Here is a 17376-nt window from a genome sequence, read left to right as displayed (position 1 = left end):
GTGTGGGCGCCGGGCCCGGCGCCGAGGCGGGAGCCGCCGGTGCGGCCACCGTCGGGGCCACGGGGGCCAGAGGCAGCACCAGGGGCGGCGGCGGCGCGGGCACGACGGCCGCGACCGGATGAATGGCGGCCAGTCCCGCCATCCCCGCGAGGCCGCCCACCGCTCCCAGGGGAGCGACGGCGGGCAGGGCCGCAAGAGCCAGCGCCGGGTTGCTGACCGTGTAAGCCACCACTTCCAATATGTGAGTCGGGATATCGAAAAAAAGCCAGCTGCCCAGCCACTGAAACGCGAGCACCGGATTTTGTGTCAGATCTACCAGGAAATTCTGGAAGTCCTCGAACAGTTCGAGGCTGCGAGCGACCCAATACATCGCCTGGCCGGGGTTCGCGTATGCGTCATAGGTGGCCCCGTTGATCGTTCCGCCCGCCGGATCCCAATTGATGCCGACGTGCTGCAGGAGGCTGGCGATCATGTTGTCGAACGGAAGGTCGATCGTCGGGTCGTGTGCCACTTGGGTATTGGAGACACCGACGGATTGCAGAATGTTCTGGAACCACTGCGGGAGCCCCAGCGGGTTGTTGCTCTGGATATTGCTGTTCAGGATGTTGAGAATGTCCTGCTGGACACCCAGCGGATTGTGCAGGAACTGCTCGATCTGCTGCAGCGCGGCGGTGGCCGCCGGGGTGTGCGTGTCGGTTTTGACGATTGGCGGCGCCGGGTCGGTTTGCGGCGCGGACGCCAGGGCCGTACCCGAGACCACGTGATAGGTCCCCATCGTGGTGGCGGCCTGGACCCACATCCGTGCATAGTCGGCCTCGTTGACCGCGATCGGGATGGTGTTGATCCCGAAGAAGTTGGTCGCCAACAAGACTCCGTGCATGGCGTGGTTGGCGGCCAACTCGGCCAGGGTCGGCATCGCCGCCAGCGCCGCGGTGTAGGCGCCGGCCGAAACCTCGTGCTGGGTGGCCGTGGCCGCGCTGTCGGCGCTTGCCCGCATCAGCCAGCTCAGATACGGCGCATTGGCGCCGACGTAGGACTCGGCGCTCGGCCCCTCCCACGCGCCGGCCTGCACCGACCCCAGCAGCGCCGTGAATTCCTCCGCCGCCGAGGCGTATTCGGCGCTCAGCGCGTCCCATGCCGCCGCCGCCGCCAACAGGCCCCCCGGCCCCGGCCCGCTGCTCAGCAGGGCCGAGTGCACCTCCGGTGGCGAGGCCATCCAGATCGGTGCCGTCATCGTCCGCCGCCCTTTCCGGTCACTGCCGGAAAGCTTAGTGAAAATGGTTGTCGTTAACAACAAGGGGTGTCCGCGGGCCCCCTGGTCGACGTCCCCCTGGTCGACGTCCCCCTGGTCGACGTCACTGTGCTGCCGGCCGCGCACCGCGGCGACCACCCCGACCCCATCACCTGCCGACGGGCCCCCGCCCACGACACCTCGCGCTGCTGCGACGAGCCTGCGAGCAGGCCGACGCTTCCGGCGGCCTGATTCCCGACGCCGCACTTGCGGCCGTCGCCGCCGAACATCACGCCGCCGAACATCACTGCGACGTGGTGACCCCGGACCACGACTTCGCGCGGTTCGGCTCGGTTCGCACGCTCAGACCAAAGGCCGGCCCGTCCTGATCCGGCGGTCGACGTCCCACAGCAGCACGTTGAACGGGAATCGCCGGACGAACCGCGGCATCAAGCGGTTCAGCGAGCCCAGCACGGCCATCAGCCGGTCGAACCGGCGCTGCCTGGCGGCGTCCCACGGCAGCCGCATCTCGTCGCGGAACCGCTGCGGCAGAAAGCCGGTGGTGATCAGCAGCGCCAGGTTGTCCGACGTCCGCTGCAGCGGGCCCGGCAGCACGACGCCCCGGATGCGGCCCGCGGCGATCGGGAACAGGTAGCCCCGCACGGCGTCGTCGATGTGCACGCGCGCCAGCGACTCCTGCCAGTACCGGTCGAAGGCCGCACGGTCGGCCGGCCACATCTGCGGCGGCACCTGCAGCGTGGTCGCCAGCGCCATGCCCTCGCGATAATGACGATCGGCGTCGCACTCGTCGAGCTCGCCGACGAAGATACGATAGACATCGAGCCCGCCCTTGTACAGGCAGGCGCCCACCCACAGCTGCAGATCGACGTCGAAGGCGTTGTACTGCAACGGACTTTCGGGAGTGGAGTACACCTGCGCGTGCGCGCGGTTCACCGCGCGGCGGAAGGCATCCTTCTGCGCGTCGCTGCCCGCGGTGGCCACCGCGAGGTAGGTGAAGGTGGTGCGCGCCCGTTTGACCGGGTGCAGGTCCACCCGGCCGCTTTCGACGCGGCTCTCCATCACGCCGTAGCCCACGCCGGGCCGTGCCAGCTGCATGATCACGTTGGCCGGGCCGGCCAGCAGCGCCACGCCCATCAGGCCCTCGTCGATGCCCAGCGGCCCCCGCGTCCGCAGCCGCGGGTTCGATCGCGGGCGGGGCGGGTCGGTGACCGCACGTTCGACGTGTGGCGTCGCCCGGCGACCCGGTTGGTGAATCGCCATGGCCTGACCTCCCGCGGCGCCCGTCGCACGGAATGTGCGAACGCGTGTTTCCTGATATTGTCCGCGGTCTCGCCCGGTGTCAAGATGGTGCTCGTGGCCGCCGAGACCGAAGCGCCGAGCGTGCGACCCTACGGCGGCGTCGACGCGGCCGCGCGGGTCGCCGCGCGGCGGGACCGGCTCCTGGCGGCCGGACTGGACCTGCTGGGGGCGAAACGACAGGACATCCCGACACTGACCGTTCGCGGCGTATGCCGGCGCGCCGGCCTGGCCGCCCGCTACTTCTACGAAAGCTTCGCCGACAAGGACGCTTTCGTCGGCTGCGTGTTCGACTGGGTGGTCGCCGAACTGGCCGCCACCACCCAGGCGGCGGTGACGGCGGTACCGGCGCACGAGCAGACCCGCGCGGGGATGGCCAACATCGTGCGCGCCATCGCCGGCGACGCCCGCATCGGGCGCCTGCTGTTCAGCAGCCAACTGGCCGATCCGGTGGTGGTGCGCAAACGCGCCGAATCCAGCGCGCTGTTCGCCATGCTGTCGGGGCAGCACGTCGGCGATGCGCTGCGCGTCCCGGCCAACGATCGCATCAAGGCCGCGGCACACTTCGTCGTCGGCGGGGTCGGGCAGACGATCAGCGCGTGGCTGGCCGGCGACGTCCGGCTCGAACCGGACGAGCTCGTCGACCAGCTGGCATCGCTGCTCGACGAGCTCGCCGAGCCGGACCTGTACCGCCTCAAGGGAAAAGGCGTCTCAGGGAAAAAGCGGTAGGTGCCGCAGCCGCATCCCCGGGTCCAGCTGCCACAACCGCACCATCGCAAGCCGCATGATGCGGTGCGCACTGAAGCGCGAGATCAATTCTCACGCCGGTGGCTTTTCCGATCGGCCGTTCGCCGTGATGCGGACCTGGGCGGATCCACGCATGGTCGATCCCGGCATCGAACCCGGCGCTCGGGCGCCGAACGCGTGTTATGCGGGCGTCCCGGGCGCCCGCAGCGGGCAGGCCGACCTCATCGCGAGGTGGATCGCCAAGCGATGGCGTTGCGAGTCCCCGCCCGCCGGCCGGGTGACCGTTGGCTAGATTGATGGATGCTTGGCCGCAACCCGAGAGGGAATACCTCACCACCAGACTTGAGCAAAAGCCCAGCAAAGCAATGGAAGGCACGCCATGCCGATCGCGATAACTCCTGAGCACCAGGACCTGGCCGATTCGGTGCGATCCCTGGTGGCGCGGGTGGCGCCGTCCGAGGTCCTGCACGAGGCCATGGAGACGACACCGGAATCGCCCCTGGAAAACCCCCCGCCGTACTGGCGGGCGGCGGCCGAACAGGGCCTGCACGGTGTGCATCTGGCCGAGTCCGTCGGCGGACAGGGTTTCGGCATCCTCGAGTTGGCCGTCGTCCTCGCCGAGTTCGGCTACGGGGCGGTGCCCGGCCCGTTCGTGCCGTCCGCGATCGCCGGCGCGCTGATCTCCGCACACGATCCCGGGGCCGACGTGCTTTCCGAGTTGGCGTCCGGTGCGGCCATCGGCGCCTACGCGCTCGATTCCGGCCTGACCGCGACCCGGCACGGCCCGAACAACGACGCGCTGGTGATCCGCGGCGAGGTGCGCGCCGTGCCGGCGGCCGCGCAGGCCTCCGTGCTGGTCCTGCCGGTGGCGATCGACAGCGGCGACGAATGGGTGGTGCTGCGGGCCGAACAACTCGAGATCGTGCCGGTCAAGAGCATCGACCCGCTGCGCCCGGTCGCCCACGTGCGGGCCAACGCCGTCGAGATCGGCGACGACGCCGTGCTGAGCAACCTGGGTATGGCCACCGCGCACGCGCTGATGTCGACCCTGCTGTCCGCGGAGGCCGTCGGCGTGGCGCGCTGGGCCACCGACACCGCGTCGGCGTACGCCAAGATCCGTGAGCAGTTCGGCCGCCCGATCGGCCAGTTCCAGGCCATCAAGCACAAGTGCGCGGAAATGATCGCCGACACCGAGCGGGCCACCGCCGCGGTGTGGGACGCCGCCCGCGCACTGGACGAGGCGCGCGAAGCCGGCGAAAACGGCTGGGACATCGCGACTGCCAGAGTCGAGTTCGCCGCCGCGGTCGCCGCCACCCTGGCGCCGGCGGCAGCGCAGCGCTGCGCACAGGACTGCATCCAGGTGCACGGCGGCATCGGCTTCACCTGGGAGCACGACACCAACGTCTACTACCGCCGGGCGCTGATGCTGGCCGCCTGCTTCGGGCGCAGGACCGAATACCCGCAAAAGGTCGTGGACAGCGCGACCACCACGGGCATGCGCCCGGTGGACATCGACCTGGACCCCGACACCGAGAAGCTGCGGGCCGAGATCCGCACCGAGGTCGCCGCGCTCAAGGAGATGGACCGCGAGTCGCGCAGGGTCGCGATCGCCGAAGCAGGCTGGGTGCTGCCGTATCTGCCCAGGCCGTGGGGCCGGGCGGCCAGCCCGGTCGAGCAGGTCATCATCGCCCAGGAGTTCAGCGCCGGGCGGGTCCGGCGGCCGCAGGTCGGCATCGCCGCGTGGATCATCCCCTCCATCGTCGCGTTCGGCAGCGACGAGCAGAAGCAACGGTTCCTGCCGCCCACCTTCCGGGGCGACATGATCTGGTGTCAGCTGTTCTCCGAGCCGGGCGCCGGGTCGGACCTGGCCGGGCTGTCGACCAAGGCGACGCGCACCGAGGGCGGATGGCGCATCACCGGGCAGAAAATCTGGACCACCGCCGCACAGCTGTCGCAGTGGGGCGCCTTGCTGGCGCGGACCGAGCCGAGCGCCCCGAAACATAACGGCATCACGTACTTCCTGCTGGACATGAAGAGCGAGGGCGTGACGGTCACACCGCTGCGCGAGCTCACCGGCAACGCGCTGTTCAACACCGTGTACATCGACGACGTGTTCGTGCCGGACGAGTGTGTGCTCGGCGAGGTCAACCGCGGCTGGGAGGTCAGCCGCAACACCCTGACGGCGGAACGGGTTTCGCTGGGCAGCAGCGACGCGAACTTCCTGGCGAGCCTGCCCGAGTTCGTCGACTTCGTGCGCGACGGCCAGTTCGACCAGGTCGGCCAGCACCGCGCAGGCCAGCTGATCGCCGAGGGTCATGCCGCCAAGGTGCTCAACCTGCGCTCCACGCTGCTGACCCTGGCGGGTGGTGACGCGATGCCGTCGGCGGCGATTTCCAAGCTGTTGTCGATGCGCACCGGCCAGGGTTATGCCGAATTCGCGGTGTCGTCGTTCGGCACCGACGCCGCGATCGGCGACACCGCCGAACTGCCGGGCAAGTGGGGCGAGTATCTGCTGGCCAGCCGCGCCACGACCATCTACGGCGGCACCTCGGAGGTGCAGCTCAACATCATCGCCGAGAGGCTGCTGGGCCTGCCGCGGGACCCCTAGGCAGCTGCTCCCGCTCAGGAGGGCCATGCCGACCCGACGTCAGCCGGGCCGGCATGGTTCCCCCCCACTGGTGCCGGTCAACCCACGTGCGGCAGGACGTGGATCTCCGGCACCGCCCGATGGCGGTCCACTCACCACCACCAGTTCCACCAGCGCCCGTGGCGCCAGAAACCGCCCGGGTGTCCCCAGCCGTGCCCGAAACCCCGGTGTACCCCACCGGGCCCGAAACCACCGGGCCCGAAACCACCGTGCCCGAAACCACCGGGCCCGAAACCACCGGGCCCGAAACCACCGGGCCCGAAACCACCGGGCCCGAAACCACCGTGCCCGAAACCGCCGGGCCCGAACCGCACGGGCTCGACGGCCGGTGCTTGCGGCACGGTTCCGTGGGCGCCCGCGCTCACGAAGCTCGCCACTGATCCCGGGGCAGCTTCCGCGGTGGGGATGGTCCCGCACAACGTAGCCCCGGCAAGCACGCCGGTGCTCACAACGCCCGCTGCAACGGCGTGGATCGATCGCGATCTAGCCCCCATCGTGAACTCCTTTCGAAATCTTTGTGGTGCCTATAGCTTCGGAAGCTACCCCTAAATTGCAAGTGAGGCCAGCCGAATTTCGAGAAATTCAGCTGTGAATTTGCCAAAGATTTCCGTGCGAGCCAATTGTCAAATCACTGAATCGAGTGTTTACCACTGGCAGTATTTACTGAAATATTTATCTACCTCGATCATATTGCTGTCCGATTTGCGCTGCAGCACCCACTGTGCCCGCACGTTTCCGCACCTTAGAGCACTTATACTGAGCTACTGACCAGCAGAAATCCGGAAATCAACCTTCGCGCCGATCTGCCTCAGTGCGATAGCGGGAAAATTCGGTCGGAAATCGTCGACACAGCCAGGCATTCGAACGGATCACGCTCGCCGCGTGCACCCTTTCTGAATGATACCAACTCTGGCTAGCCATTTGGAGCCTCAATCCTGATCACACGGTATAAATCATTGGCCTAACCCGTCCGGAACTATTCCGGCGAGCGGTCGCGCCTGAACCAGATCGCCTCGCTCGCACCGGCCACCGGGTTGGTGATGCCGCCAGTAAAGGCGACGTATGCTGAGACGTGTCGGGCGATCAGTATCGACTGACACAGATGTCGCTGAACTACTGATTGCCTACGTCATCACTGGAGACAAGCCGCGGTGAAACCCAATCCCGGCCGTGTCGGGCTGAGCGTCGGAGCCTTCCGCGCTCAGCAGCCATCGGCTACCCCGCCGGCTCGTGAAGCCGCGCCCACGGAGCGCATCACCGGCTTGCGGCCGCAGCGCCCCCAGCGGGCGGCCAACCCACCGGCGGGCGAGCAGCCGTCGCGCGGTCGCCGCACCCGACGCACCGTCGACCTGCCCGCGGCCACCCACCGGGCCCTCGACATCTGGCAGCGCGAAGCGGCCGACCGGCTCGGTGTGGCCCGCGTCACCGGGCAGGAGGTCATCTCCGCGCTTATCGATCAGCTGCTGGCCGACCCGCAGCTCACGGCCCAGATCACCCGCGCCATCCAGCAGCGACGCTGACGGCGACCCGCCCACGGGTGCGTCTCAGTCGACCTGCATTTCACGCAGCTCGCGCTTGAGGATCTTGCCCGTCGGGTTGCGCGGCAGCTCCTCGAGGAACACCACCTCGCGCGGCACCTTGTAGCGCGCCAGGTGGTCCCGCACGTATCCCTTGATGGTGTCCTCGTCGACGCCGGCGCCCTCCTTCCTCACCACGAAGGCGCGCAGCCGCTGCCCCCACTCGCTGTCCTCGACGCCGATCGCCGTCGCCTCCACCACGTCGGGATGCCCGCTGATCAGGTCCTCGACCTCGGCGGGGAAGACGTTCTCCCCACCGGAGACGATCATCTCGTCGTCCCGGCCGCTGACGTACAGCAGGCCGTACTCGTCGAAGTAGCCGACGTCTCCCGACGACAACAGCCCGTCGATGATCTGCTTGTTGCCGCCACCGGTGTATCCGGAGAACGGGAAGGTGTTGCCGACGAAGATCCTGCCGACCTCGCCCTGCCGCAGCTCCTTGCCGTTGTCGTCGTAGATCTTGACCTTCACGCCCTTGACGACCGGACCCACGGTCGCCGCGTTGCGTTCCAGGTGCTGCGGCCCGGCGATCGTGGCGAACGCGATCTCCGTCGAGCCGTACATGTTGTAGACGACCGGGCCCAGGTCCTTCAGCGCCCGGGCCGCCAGCTCGGCACCCAACTGGGACCCGGACACGAACACGATGCGCAGGCTGGACAGGTCGGGCTTGGCGTCCATCTTCTCGACGGCGTCGAGAAGGCGCGACAGCATCACCGGCACCACCACCATGGCGGTCACCCTGTGCTTCTCGACGTCCTCGAGCACCAGCGGCGGCTTGAACTTGCGCCGCAACACCAGCGTCGACCCCAGGAACATCGCGATGGTGCCGTGGAGGAATCCGAGCGCGTGGAACATCGGCGCGGGCAGCGAGGTCACCTCGCCCGCCTTGAACGGCACGTGCGACAGGATGCCGCCGATCGGCGCCAGCGTCGGCGGCGTGCTGCGGTTGGCGCCCTTCGGCGTGCCGGTCGTCCCGCTGGTCAGGATGATGATCGACGCGTGCTTGGCCGCCTTCGGGGCCGGCGCTTTGCTGCTCCGGGCGATCAGCTCGGCCAGGGTTTCGTCGGTGCTGCCGGACGGCTGGTCGGCGTCGGGGTTGACGCCCAGCGCCCGAATCTTGCCCAGCGGCGGCTCGGCTTTGCTGACGGCTTTGGTGTACTCGTCGTCGTAGATGATGACCTTGGCGCCCTCGCGCTCGGACACCTCTTTGATCTGCGGCCCGGAGAATTCGCTGTTGAGCAGGATGATGCGGGCGCCCACCCGGGCGCACCCGAAGTAGGCGACCAGGAACCACCGGTGGTTGCGGGCCAGCAAGGCGACACCGTCGCCGGCCTTGACGCCCTTGTCGATCAGCCCGTTGGCCACGGCGTGGGCCGCCTCGTCGAGCTCGCGGTAGGTGAACTCGCCGTCTTCGTCGATACACGCGGCACGGTCGGGCGTGCGCCTGGCGTTGAGCGACGGCAGCATGCCGAACTCGCCCCACTTGTAGATGTCGGCGGCCATCGCGGCGTAGTTCTGCGGCGGTTCCAGCCGAAACGCCCCCGACTCGATGATCCGGCGCAGGTAGTGCAGTTCGGCTGAGCCGCGGTCGAGGTACTGCTGGACTTTCGCCACGGTTTGCCCGGGCAGGCCGAGGAGATTAGGCATGAGTTCACCATATGTGACGCCCGTCGCAATGCGACCGGAAAGTCCGGCCGAATTAGCATGGACCCCATGTCCGGTCCGGTTTCGCTGGAGGTGGCCGGACGCGAGGTCGCCATCACCCATCCGGACAAGGTGGTCTTTCCCGCGCGCAACGGCCCGACGGCCCGCACCAAGCTCGACCTGGTCCGCTACTACCTGTCGGTGTCCGAGGGCGCGCTGCGGGGGGTGGCGGGCCGGCCGATGATCCTGAAGCGCTTCGTCCAGGGCATCTCCGCCGAGGCCGTGTTCCAGAAGCGCGCCCCGAAGTACCGCCCGGACTGGGTCGACGTCGCCGAGTTGCACTACGCGTCGGGCACGTCCGCCGCCGAAACGGTCATCCGGGACGCCGCCGGGCTGGCCTGGGTGGTCAACCTGGGGTGCATCGACCTCAACCCGCATCCGGTGCGCGCCGGCGACCTCGACCATCCCGACGAGCTGCGGGTCGACCTGGATCCGATGCCGGGTGTCGGCTGGCGCCAGATCGTCGACGTCGCACTCGCGGCCCGCGAGGTGCTGGAGGATCACGGCCTGGTCGCCTGGCCGAAGACGTCCGGTTCGCGGGGCTTTCACATCTACGCGCGGATCGCCCCCCGCCGGGATTTCCGGCAGGTGCGGCTGGCCGCCCAGACCGTGGCGCGCGAGGTCGAGCGGCGGGTGCCCGACGCGGCCACCAGCCGCTGGTGGAAGGAGGAACGCCGGGGAGTGTTCGTCGACTTCAACCAGAACGCCAAGGACCGCACGGTCGCGTCGGCGTATTCGGTGCGCGCGACGCCGGACGCCCGGGTGTCGACCCCGCTGCGCTGGGACGAGGTCGCCGACTGCGAACCGGGGTCCTTCACCATCGACACCGTGCCCGGCCGGTTCGCCGCGGCGGGTGATCCCTGGGCCGGCATGGACGACGCGCCCGGTGACCTCGATCGCCTGTTGATGCTGGCCGAAGAACTGGGGCCACCGGAGCGCGCGCCGAAGAGTTCGGGTCGGCGCACCGACGGCAGGCGCACCTCGTCGAAGCCCCTGATCGAGGTCGCGCGCACCAGGACCAAAGACGAGGCGATGGCCGCGCTGGACACCTGGCGCGACCGCCACCCCGCGGTGGCCGACCGGCTGGAGCCGGCCGACGTGCTCGTCGACGGCATGCGGGGCCCGAGCTCGGTCTGGTACCGGATCCGGATCAACCTGCAGCACGTTCCGGCCGACCAGCGCCCGCCGCAGGAAGAGCTGGTCGCCGACTACTCCCCCTGGGAGGGGTACCGGGACCGTTAGACGCCGTGCCCCGCCAGCGCGTTGCCCCGGCGCAGGTAGCAGTACCAGGTGACGGCCAGCAGGGCGACGAAGAACGCCACGTAGAACCGCAGCGCGGGCTCGATGCTGCCGAACTGCGACTTCGACCAGGCGTACGCCAGCGGCACCACGAACCCCCCGAAGGCGCCGACCGACGAGATGACGCCCAGCGCGCCGGCGGCCTGGCGGCGCATGTGCACCATCGTGTCCGGGCCGCCGCCGGCGAGCTCGCCCTTGACCTTGAAGATCCGCGAGATCATCCGGTACGTCGAACCGTTGCCGATCCCGGTGGCGACGAACAGGAACATGAAGCTGGCGAAGAACAACGGCAGATTCCTGGTCTCGACGGACCACAGCGCCGCGGCGGCCCCCGCGGCGAGCATGCCGAAGCTGGCGGCGGTGATGCGGGCCCCGCCGATCCGGTCGGCGAGTTTTCCGCCCAGGGGCCGGACGACCGACCCGATGCCGGCGCCCAAAAACGCCCACGTCAGCGCGATGTCACCGCGGCCGAACACGGTCTTGAGCAGCGTCGGGAAAGCCGCCGAGTAACCGATGAAGGACCCGAACGTGCCGATGTAGAGCACCGACAGGATCCAGGTGTCGGCGTGGCGCAGCGACTGCCACACCGGCTTCACGTCGGCTCCCCCCTGCTTGGACGCCTCGGTCAGGTTGTTCATGAACACGAACGCGCACACCGCGGCGACCACGGCCAGCGGCACGTAGAACAGGCCGGCGCGCGACAGCGCCACCCCGCCGCCCGCGACGACTATCGGCGGGATGATCTTCTGCACGATCGCCACACCGACATTGCCGCCGGCGGCGTTGAGGCCCAGCGCCCAGCCCTTGTCCTGCTCCGGGTAGAAGAACGAGATGTTGGCCATCGAGGAGGCGAAGTTGCCGCCGCCGAATCCGGCCGTCGCGGCGATCGCCACCAGCGCGGCGAACGGGATGCCGGGGTGGCTCACCGCCCAGGCCAGCAGCAGGCACGGGAGCAGCAGCATCGACGCGGAGATGGTCGTCCAGTTGCGGCCGCCGAAGACCGGGACCGCGAAGGTGTAGGGCAGCCGCAGCAACGCCCCCACCCCGCTGGGCACCGCGACCAGGCACAGGGCCTGGCTCGCGGAAAGCGCCCAACCGGACGCGGCCGGGCCGCCGTGCGGCCCGGCCGTCATCTGGACGACCACGATGCTCCACAACATCCACACGCTGAAGCCGACGTGCTCGGCGAAGATGGAGAAGATCAGGTTGCGCCGGGCGACGGCTTTGCCGGTGGTCTCCCAGAACGCGGGGTCCTCGGGCCGCCAGTCGTCGATCCAGTGCCGTCCGCGATGCTGTTCGCGCGGCGGCGCGGGCTGCAGCAGCGGCGGGATGGTCATGGTCATGCGGTGGGCCCCCTGTCGACGACGCGGCACGTACCTGGCCTCGATCGGCCGGCACGTCTCGACGCTAAAGAGGCCCTGTTACCGGTTGGGGCGCCCACCGTTACGGGGGGATCACATCAAGATCGCACCGCGAGCGCGGCCGTTGTCAGAACGGCGCGCGTACGAGACCGCGATGGCCCGCCCGGCCGCCGAGCAGTTGCAGTTCGAGAGCACCCGGCAGCGGCTGATGTTCTCGATACCGGAGCTCAAAGGCGCCCTCTGCGACGAGTGCTACCGTACCGTCGACCTCGCCGCGGAGGCCGTCGGCCATCGAATCGGCTGCGCCGCAAAGGATTTCGATGTCCTGGTGTTCGCCGGTGCGGTGACCAGCGCCGCCGATGACCGCCTGGACCGGCTACCGGGCCCCGGACTTCCCCGAGGCCGGCATGCCGCTGAGCTGAGCGGCCGCCCGCGAAGGCGCCGCTCCCGGCCGGGGACGCGATACTCTCACGCGGTGCGGCAGGGATGGAATCGACGGCGGTTCTTGCAGCTCGCAGGCGCCACCGGCGTCGCCGCCGTCTCCGGCGCGTCGCCCGCGTGCTCGTCGCGCAAGCCGGCGCCGGGCACCCCCGGCAGCGGAGCGGTGACGATCACGCACCTCTTCGGTCAGACGGTCATCGAGGAGCCGCCCAAGCGCGTGGTCAGCGCGGGCTACACCGAGCAGGACGACCTGCTCGCGGTCGGCGTGGTGCCCGTCGCGGTGACCAACTGGTTCGGCGACGAGCCGTTCGCGGTGTGGCCGTGGGCCCAGCCGAAACTGGGCCCGGCGCGGCCCGTGGTGCTGAGCCTCGACAACGGAATCCAGGTCGACCGGATCGCCAAGCTCAAACCCGACCTGATCGTGGCGATCAACGCCGGCGTCGACGCGGACACCTACCAGAAATTGTCGGCGATAGCCCCCACCGTGCCGCAGGCCGGAAGCGACGCGTTCTTCGAACCGTGGAAGGTCCAGGCCACCACCATCGGCCGGGCCGTGTTCCAGGAAGACCGGATGAAGTCACTGATCGACGGCGTCGATGCGAAGTTCGCCGCCGTGGCCCGGCAGAACCCGCAGTGGAAGGACAAGAAGGTCCTGCTGATGCACGGCAGGCTGTGGCAGGGCACCGTGGTCGCCACGACGCCGGGCTGGCGGACCGACTTTTTGACCGCCATGGGCCTGGCCGTCGCCGACAGCGTCCAACCCTTCGGCAGCGGCTACCGCGCCGTCATCCCGCGCGACCACATCAAAGCGGTGCTCGATGCCGCCGACGTGGTGATCTGGACAACCGAAGGCCCGGAGGACCAACAGGCGATCCTGGCCGACCCGGCGGTGGCCGCCTGTCAGGCGACCGCGCAGCACCGCCACATCTTCACGTCCAAGGAGGAAGCCGGCGCGATCGCCTTCGCGTCGACCCTCAGCTACCCGGTCGTCGCCGAGCGGCTGCCCCCGCAGATCGGCAAGATCCTCGGCTGAACCGCGCCCGGCAGCCCCTCCCGTGAGCGTTCGGTAAGGCACCTCTGGCAGTGTTCGAAAATCTCTCGTCCGCAGGTGGATGCGGGGTTACCGTCGAGTAATGAGCGTGACGGATCTCCCCACGGACCTGCCGGCGGACCTGGTGGGCAACACCGTGGTCGACTACGGCGACCGCGCGCTGATGGTGCAGTGCGGCAGCACCGCCGACGTCCTGGCATGGGTCGCGGCCCTGCGGGCCGTGGCGCTGCCGGGCGTGGTCGACATCGTTCCCGCGGCGCGCACGGTGCTGGTGAAACTCGACGGACCCCGCCGCCAGGGGGTCGTGCGTCGGCGGCTGCGCACGATGCGGGTCGGCGCCCACGCGGCCGCCCCGGCGGATCGCGGTCCCGACGTGGTGATCGGCGTGGTCTACGACGGCCCGGACCTCGACGAGGTCGCCGGCCTCACCGGACTGAGCGCCGCCGCGGTGGTCGAGGCCCACACCTCGACCGTGTGGCAGGTCGGATTCAGCGGCTTCGCACCGGGTTTCGCCTATCTGGTCGGCGGCGACCCGCGACTGCGGGTGCCCCGGCGCCCGGAACCGCGCACCGCGGTGCCGGCCGGCGCCGTCGCCCTGGCCGGCGAATTCAGCGCGATCTATCCGCGGCAGTCGCCCGGCGGCTGGCAGCTCATCGGCCGCACCGACGCCCCCCTGTGGGACATCGACCGGCCCGTCCCGGCGTTGCTGACGCAGGGCATGTGGGTTCAGTTCCGGGCCATGTGAGGAGGGGCCGTGATCACGCTGGAAATCCTGCGCACCGGACCGTTCGCCGTCGTCCAGGACCTCGGCCGCACCGGGCTGGCCCACCTCGGCGTCAGCGGTTCCGGGGCGGCCGACCGCCGGGCGCACAAGCTGGCCAATCGGCTGGTTGCCAACCCCGACGACCGTGCCACCGTCGAGGTGACGTTCGGCGGCTTCTCGGCCCGCGTCCGCGGCGGCGACGTCGACATCGCGGTGACGGGCGCCGACACCGACCCGACCGTCAACGGAATCAAGTTCGGCACCAACAGCATTCATCGCGTCCGTGACGGCCAGGTGATCGCGCTGGGCGCGCCGCGCGCCGGGCTGCGCACCTATGTCGCGGTGCGCGGCGGCATCTGTGTGGAGCCGGTGCTGGGCTCCCGCAGCTATGACGTGATGTCGGCGATCGGGCCGTCCCCGCTCCGGCCGGGGGATCGCCTGCCGGTCGGCGAGCACACCGCCGCCTATCCCGAACTCGACCAGGCCCCGGTCGCCGCCATCACCGGCGACGTGGTCGAGCTGTCCGTGGTGCCCGGGCCCCGCGACGACTGGTTCGTCGATCCCGACGCCCTGGTGCGCGACGACTGGGTGGCGTCCCACCGCAGCGACCGGGTGGGGATGCGACTGGTCGGCCGCCCGCTGCACTACCACTTCCCGGACCGGCAGCTGCCCAGCGAGGGCACCTGCCGCGGCGGGATTCAGGTGCCGCCCAACGGTTTACCGGTGATCCTGGGACCGGACCATCCGGTCACCGGCGGTTACCCCGTCGTCGGCGTGGTCACCGACGAGGACATCGACAAGGTCGCCCAGGTGCGGCCCGGCCAGCGCGTGCGGCTGCACTGGGCGCGGCCCCGTTCGCCGCGGGGCGACGGCTCGCGCGCGCGTCTTGCCCACCTCTCGTAGACTTCCCGGCTGTGCGCGCCCAGGTCCACACCGCCCGCCTGGTCCATACCGCCGATCTCGACAACGAGACCCGGCAGCATCTGCGCGAGATGGTCACCGCCGCGTTCACGGGCAACTTCACCGAGGACGACTGGGAGCACGCGATGGGCGGCATGCACGCCCTGATCTGGCATCACGGCGCGATCATCGCGCACGCCGCGGTGGTCCAGCGCCGGCTGGTGTACCGGGACAGCGCGCTGCGCTGCGGCTACGTCGAGGGGGTGGCGGTGCGGATGGACTGTCGCGGCCAGGGCCTGGTGCACGCCCTGCTGGACGGTGTCGAGCAGGTGATGCGCGGCGCCTACCAGGTGGGGGCGCTGAGCGCGTCGGCCCGAGCCCGCGGGCTGTTCACCGCGCGGGGCTGGCTGCCCTGGCGGGGACCGACGTCGGTGCTGGCGCCCACCGGTCCGGCCCGCACGCCCGCCGACGACGGCGCCGTCTTCGTGCTGCCGGTCGGGCTGAGCCTGGACACCTCCGCGGGCCTGATGTGCGACTGGCGCGGCGGCGACGCCTGGTAGGGCGCCACCGACCTTTCCGCGGGACACAACACTTTCTGGGCCACGGGGCCGTTCGCAGAGCGGCGGCCGGGGGCCGAATCCGCCTGGCGGAGACGAACATCACAGCGACAACGCCCCTCAGCGCTTTGCCAGATAACTGGGATACAACTGACAGGCGATATCGACCGGATCAAGTTGACGCGCTTGGGTTCTCAGTGTGAGCATCGAAAGACACGGCAGGGCATGCCTCTTCATTCGGGGCGCCCACACGGGCATCGGCGGCCGGACCCGGAAGCGTCGCTCCCGCCATGCGGGTTGAGACCCACCGCGACCCCTGTCCACGAAAGGTGAAGAACGCATGGGCCGCAACCATCGGATCGCGGACTGGAATCCGGAGGACGCCGCGGCCTGGGAGTCGGGCAACAACAAGATCGCCCGCCGCAACCTGGTCTGGATGATCGCCTGCGACCACATCGCCTTCGGGGTCTGGACGCTGTGGCCGGTGATGGCGCTGTTCCTGCCCCAGGACGTCTACGGCTTCTCCGCGGCCGACAAGTTCCTGCTCGGTGCCACCGCCACCCTGGTCGCGGCCTGCCTGCGCATCCCCTACTCGCTGGGCATCGCCACCTTCGGCGGCCGCAACTGGACCGTCTTCTCGATCGTGGCGCTGCTCGTCCCGACCGTCGTCACGATCTGGCTGATGGCCCATCCCGGCCTGCCCTTCTGGCCGTACCTGGCGTGTGCCGCGCTGACCGGGATGGGCGGCGCCAACTACGCGGCGTCGATGACCAACACCAACGCGCTGTACCCGCACCGGCGCAAAGGCTTCGCGCTCGGGTTGAACGCCGGCGCCGGCAACCTCGGGGTGCCGATGATCCAGCTGGTGGGGATGCTGGTCCTCGCCGTCGCCGGCCGCCACGAACCGTACTGGGTGTGCGGGCTGTACCTGGCACTGCTGACGGTGGTCGCCGTCGGCGCGGCCCGCCACATGGACAACCTGGACCACGCGACGTACGACACGAGCCACCTGCGGCTGATCCTGCGCGAGCGGGACACCTGGGTTCTGGCGCTGCTCTACCTGGGCACCTTCGGCTCCTGGATCGGGTTCTCGTTCGCGTTCGGCCAGGTCCTGCAGATCAACTTCGTGGGCGCCGGGCAAAGCCACGGGCAGGCCGCCCTGCACGCCGCCGAGTTCGCGTTCGTCGGCCCGGCGCTGGGCTCGCTGGCCCGCATCTACGGCGGCAGGCTCGCCGACCGCGTCGGCGGCAGCCGCGTCACCCTGGCCGTCCTGACCACGATGGGAGTCGTCACCGCGTTCCTGGTCGCCATCAGTACCCACGAGGACCATACGCCCGGCCTGACCACCGCGGCCACCATGGCCGGCTACATCTGCGGATTCATGGCCCTGTTCATCCTGGCCGGGTTGGGCAACGGGTCGGTCTACAAGATGATCCCCTCGGTCTTCGAGGCGCGCAGCCACCGACTGGGGCTCGCCGAGGACCATCGGCGCCGCTGGTCGCAGGGCACGTCCGGGGCCGTGATCGGGTTCGTGGCCGCGTTCGGCGCGCTCGGCGGCGTCGCGATCAACCTCGCACTGCGCCAGTCCTACCTGAGCACCGGCACCGACACGCTGGCGTACTGGGCGTTCCTGCTGTTCTACGTCGCCGCCGCGGTGATGACGTGGGCGAGGTACGTCCGCCGCCCCGCCCCGACGGCCGTGACCGCGACCGGGCCGGAAGCCCGGAACCAGCCCCACGCCGAACCGGCCCGGGTGTGACCATGCGGCGGTGGCGGTGAGC

14 protein-coding genes and 3 pseudogenes are annotated in these 17376 nt (G+C 69.7%); 13 read left to right on the top strand and 4 right to left on the bottom strand.

Going from position 1 to position 17376, the window contains the following annotated elements; translation table 11 throughout:
• Window positions 1-1234 (bottom strand): PPE family protein (locus FPZ47_RS29390; RefSeq protein WP_246859844.1); only part of this gene is annotated, 1234 nt, incomplete at its 3' end.
• Between the two features lie 66 nt (window positions 1235-1300).
• Between FPZ47_RS29390 and FPZ47_RS29385 the strand changes: the two genes are divergently transcribed.
• Together FPZ47_RS29385 and FPZ47_RS30625 are read left to right on the top strand one after the other, a co-directional pair.
• Window positions 1301-1483, top strand: coding sequence for a hypothetical protein (locus tag FPZ47_RS29385; protein WP_246133341.1), 183 nt, complete (start codon window positions 1301-1303; stop codon window positions 1481-1483).
• Window positions 1393-1620, top strand: a pseudogene (locus FPZ47_RS30625) (PIN domain-containing protein); the annotation flags it as partial. The gene FPZ47_RS29385 and the pseudogene FPZ47_RS30625, both read left to right, overlap by 91 nt.
• Here the strand turns inward: FPZ47_RS30625 and FPZ47_RS11845 are convergent.
• Entirely contained in the window at window positions 1595-2512 is a 918-nt protein-coding gene (locus FPZ47_RS11845) for an oxygenase MpaB family protein (protein ID WP_144950374.1), read from the bottom strand. The pseudogene FPZ47_RS30625 and the gene FPZ47_RS11845 sit on opposite strands and share 26 nt — an antisense overlap.
• A gap of 93 nt (window positions 2513-2605) precedes the next feature.
• On the opposite strand from FPZ47_RS11845, the gene FPZ47_RS11840 reads away from it, so the two are divergent.
• From FPZ47_RS11840 to FPZ47_RS11820, 4 genes and pseudogenes are all read left to right on the top strand, one after another.
• Window positions 2606-3277: a TetR/AcrR family transcriptional regulator gene (locus FPZ47_RS11840; protein ID WP_246133340.1), complete on the top strand. Its 672-nt coding sequence runs from the start codon at window positions 2606-2608 to the stop codon at window positions 3275-3277.
• Between the two features lie 94 nt (window positions 3278-3371).
• Window positions 3372-3491 (top strand): annotated as a pseudogene (locus FPZ47_RS30620) (alpha/beta hydrolase); the annotation flags it as partial.
• A gap of 183 nt (window positions 3492-3674) precedes the next feature.
• Window positions 3675-5903 carry an acyl-CoA dehydrogenase family protein gene (locus tag FPZ47_RS11830; protein ID WP_144950370.1) on the top strand — a complete coding sequence of 743 codons (2229 nt, stop codon included), beginning with the start codon at window positions 3675-3677 and terminating at the stop codon, window positions 5901-5903.
• Between the two features lie 1190 nt (window positions 5904-7093).
• Window positions 7094-7462, top strand: coding sequence for an ATPase (locus tag FPZ47_RS11820; protein WP_144950368.1), 369 nt, complete (start codon window positions 7094-7096; stop codon window positions 7460-7462).
• Window positions 7463-7486: 24 nt separating this feature from the next.
• On the opposite strand, the gene fadD2 is transcribed toward FPZ47_RS11820, so the two are convergent.
• Window positions 7487-9166 (bottom strand): long-chain-fatty-acid--CoA ligase FadD2, encoded by a 1680-nt coding sequence (gene fadD2 / locus FPZ47_RS11815; protein ID WP_144950366.1) that lies wholly within the window; start codon window positions 9164-9166, stop codon window positions 7487-7489.
• A 57-nt stretch (window positions 9167-9223) separates the two neighbouring features.
• Here fadD2 and FPZ47_RS11810 point away from each other — a divergent pair, with 57 nt between their 5' ends.
• Window positions 9224-10465, top strand: a complete 1242-nt coding sequence (locus tag FPZ47_RS11810) for a DNA polymerase domain-containing protein (protein WP_144950364.1) — start codon at window positions 9224-9226, stop codon at window positions 10463-10465.
• Here the strand turns inward: FPZ47_RS11810 and FPZ47_RS11805 are convergent.
• Window positions 10462-11859, bottom strand: a complete 1398-nt coding sequence (locus tag FPZ47_RS11805) for a NarK family nitrate/nitrite MFS transporter (protein WP_428321245.1) — start codon at window positions 11857-11859, stop codon at window positions 10462-10464. The genes FPZ47_RS11810 and FPZ47_RS11805 overlap by 4 nt on opposite strands.
• On the opposite strand from FPZ47_RS11805, the pseudogene FPZ47_RS30425 reads away from it, so the two are divergent.
• The 6 genes and pseudogenes from FPZ47_RS30425 to FPZ47_RS11780 all read left to right on the top strand — a co-directional run.
• Window positions 11852-12229 (top strand): annotated as a pseudogene (locus tag FPZ47_RS30425) (acyl-CoA-like ligand-binding transcription factor); the annotation flags it as partial. The gene FPZ47_RS11805 and the pseudogene FPZ47_RS30425 sit on opposite strands and share 8 nt — an antisense overlap.
• Window positions 12230-12358: 129 nt before the next feature.
• A complete protein-coding gene (locus tag FPZ47_RS11800; protein WP_144950376.1) occupies window positions 12359-13357 on the top strand; it encodes an ABC transporter substrate-binding protein in 999 nt (332 codons plus the stop codon).
• Window positions 13358-13457: 100 nt separating this feature from the next.
• Window positions 13458-14120 (top strand): 5-oxoprolinase subunit B family protein, encoded by a 663-nt coding sequence (locus FPZ47_RS11795; protein WP_144950359.1) that lies wholly within the window; start codon window positions 13458-13460, stop codon window positions 14118-14120.
• A gap of 9 nt (window positions 14121-14129) precedes the next feature.
• Window positions 14130-15041, top strand: a complete 912-nt coding sequence (locus FPZ47_RS11790; RefSeq protein WP_144950357.1) for a 5-oxoprolinase/urea amidolyase family protein — start codon at window positions 14130-14132, stop codon at window positions 15039-15041.
• Between the two features lie 11 nt (window positions 15042-15052).
• Window positions 15053-15598: a GNAT family N-acetyltransferase gene (locus tag FPZ47_RS11785; protein ID WP_144950355.1), complete on the top strand. Its 546-nt coding sequence runs from the start codon at window positions 15053-15055 to the stop codon at window positions 15596-15598.
• A 337-nt stretch (window positions 15599-15935) separates the two neighbouring features.
• On the top strand, window positions 15936-17354 hold the full coding sequence (locus FPZ47_RS11780; RefSeq protein ID WP_144950353.1) for a nitrate/nitrite transporter: 1419 nt from the start codon (window positions 15936-15938) through the stop codon (window positions 17352-17354).
• Window positions 17355-17376: the final 22 nt, after the last annotated feature.

Origin of the sequence: Mycobacterium helveticum, assembly GCF_007714205.1 — a bacterium.
GTDB lineage: Bacteria > Actinomycetota > Actinomycetes > Mycobacteriales > Mycobacteriaceae > Mycobacterium > Mycobacterium helveticum.
This window is presented reverse-complemented; position numbering and strand designations above follow the sequence as displayed.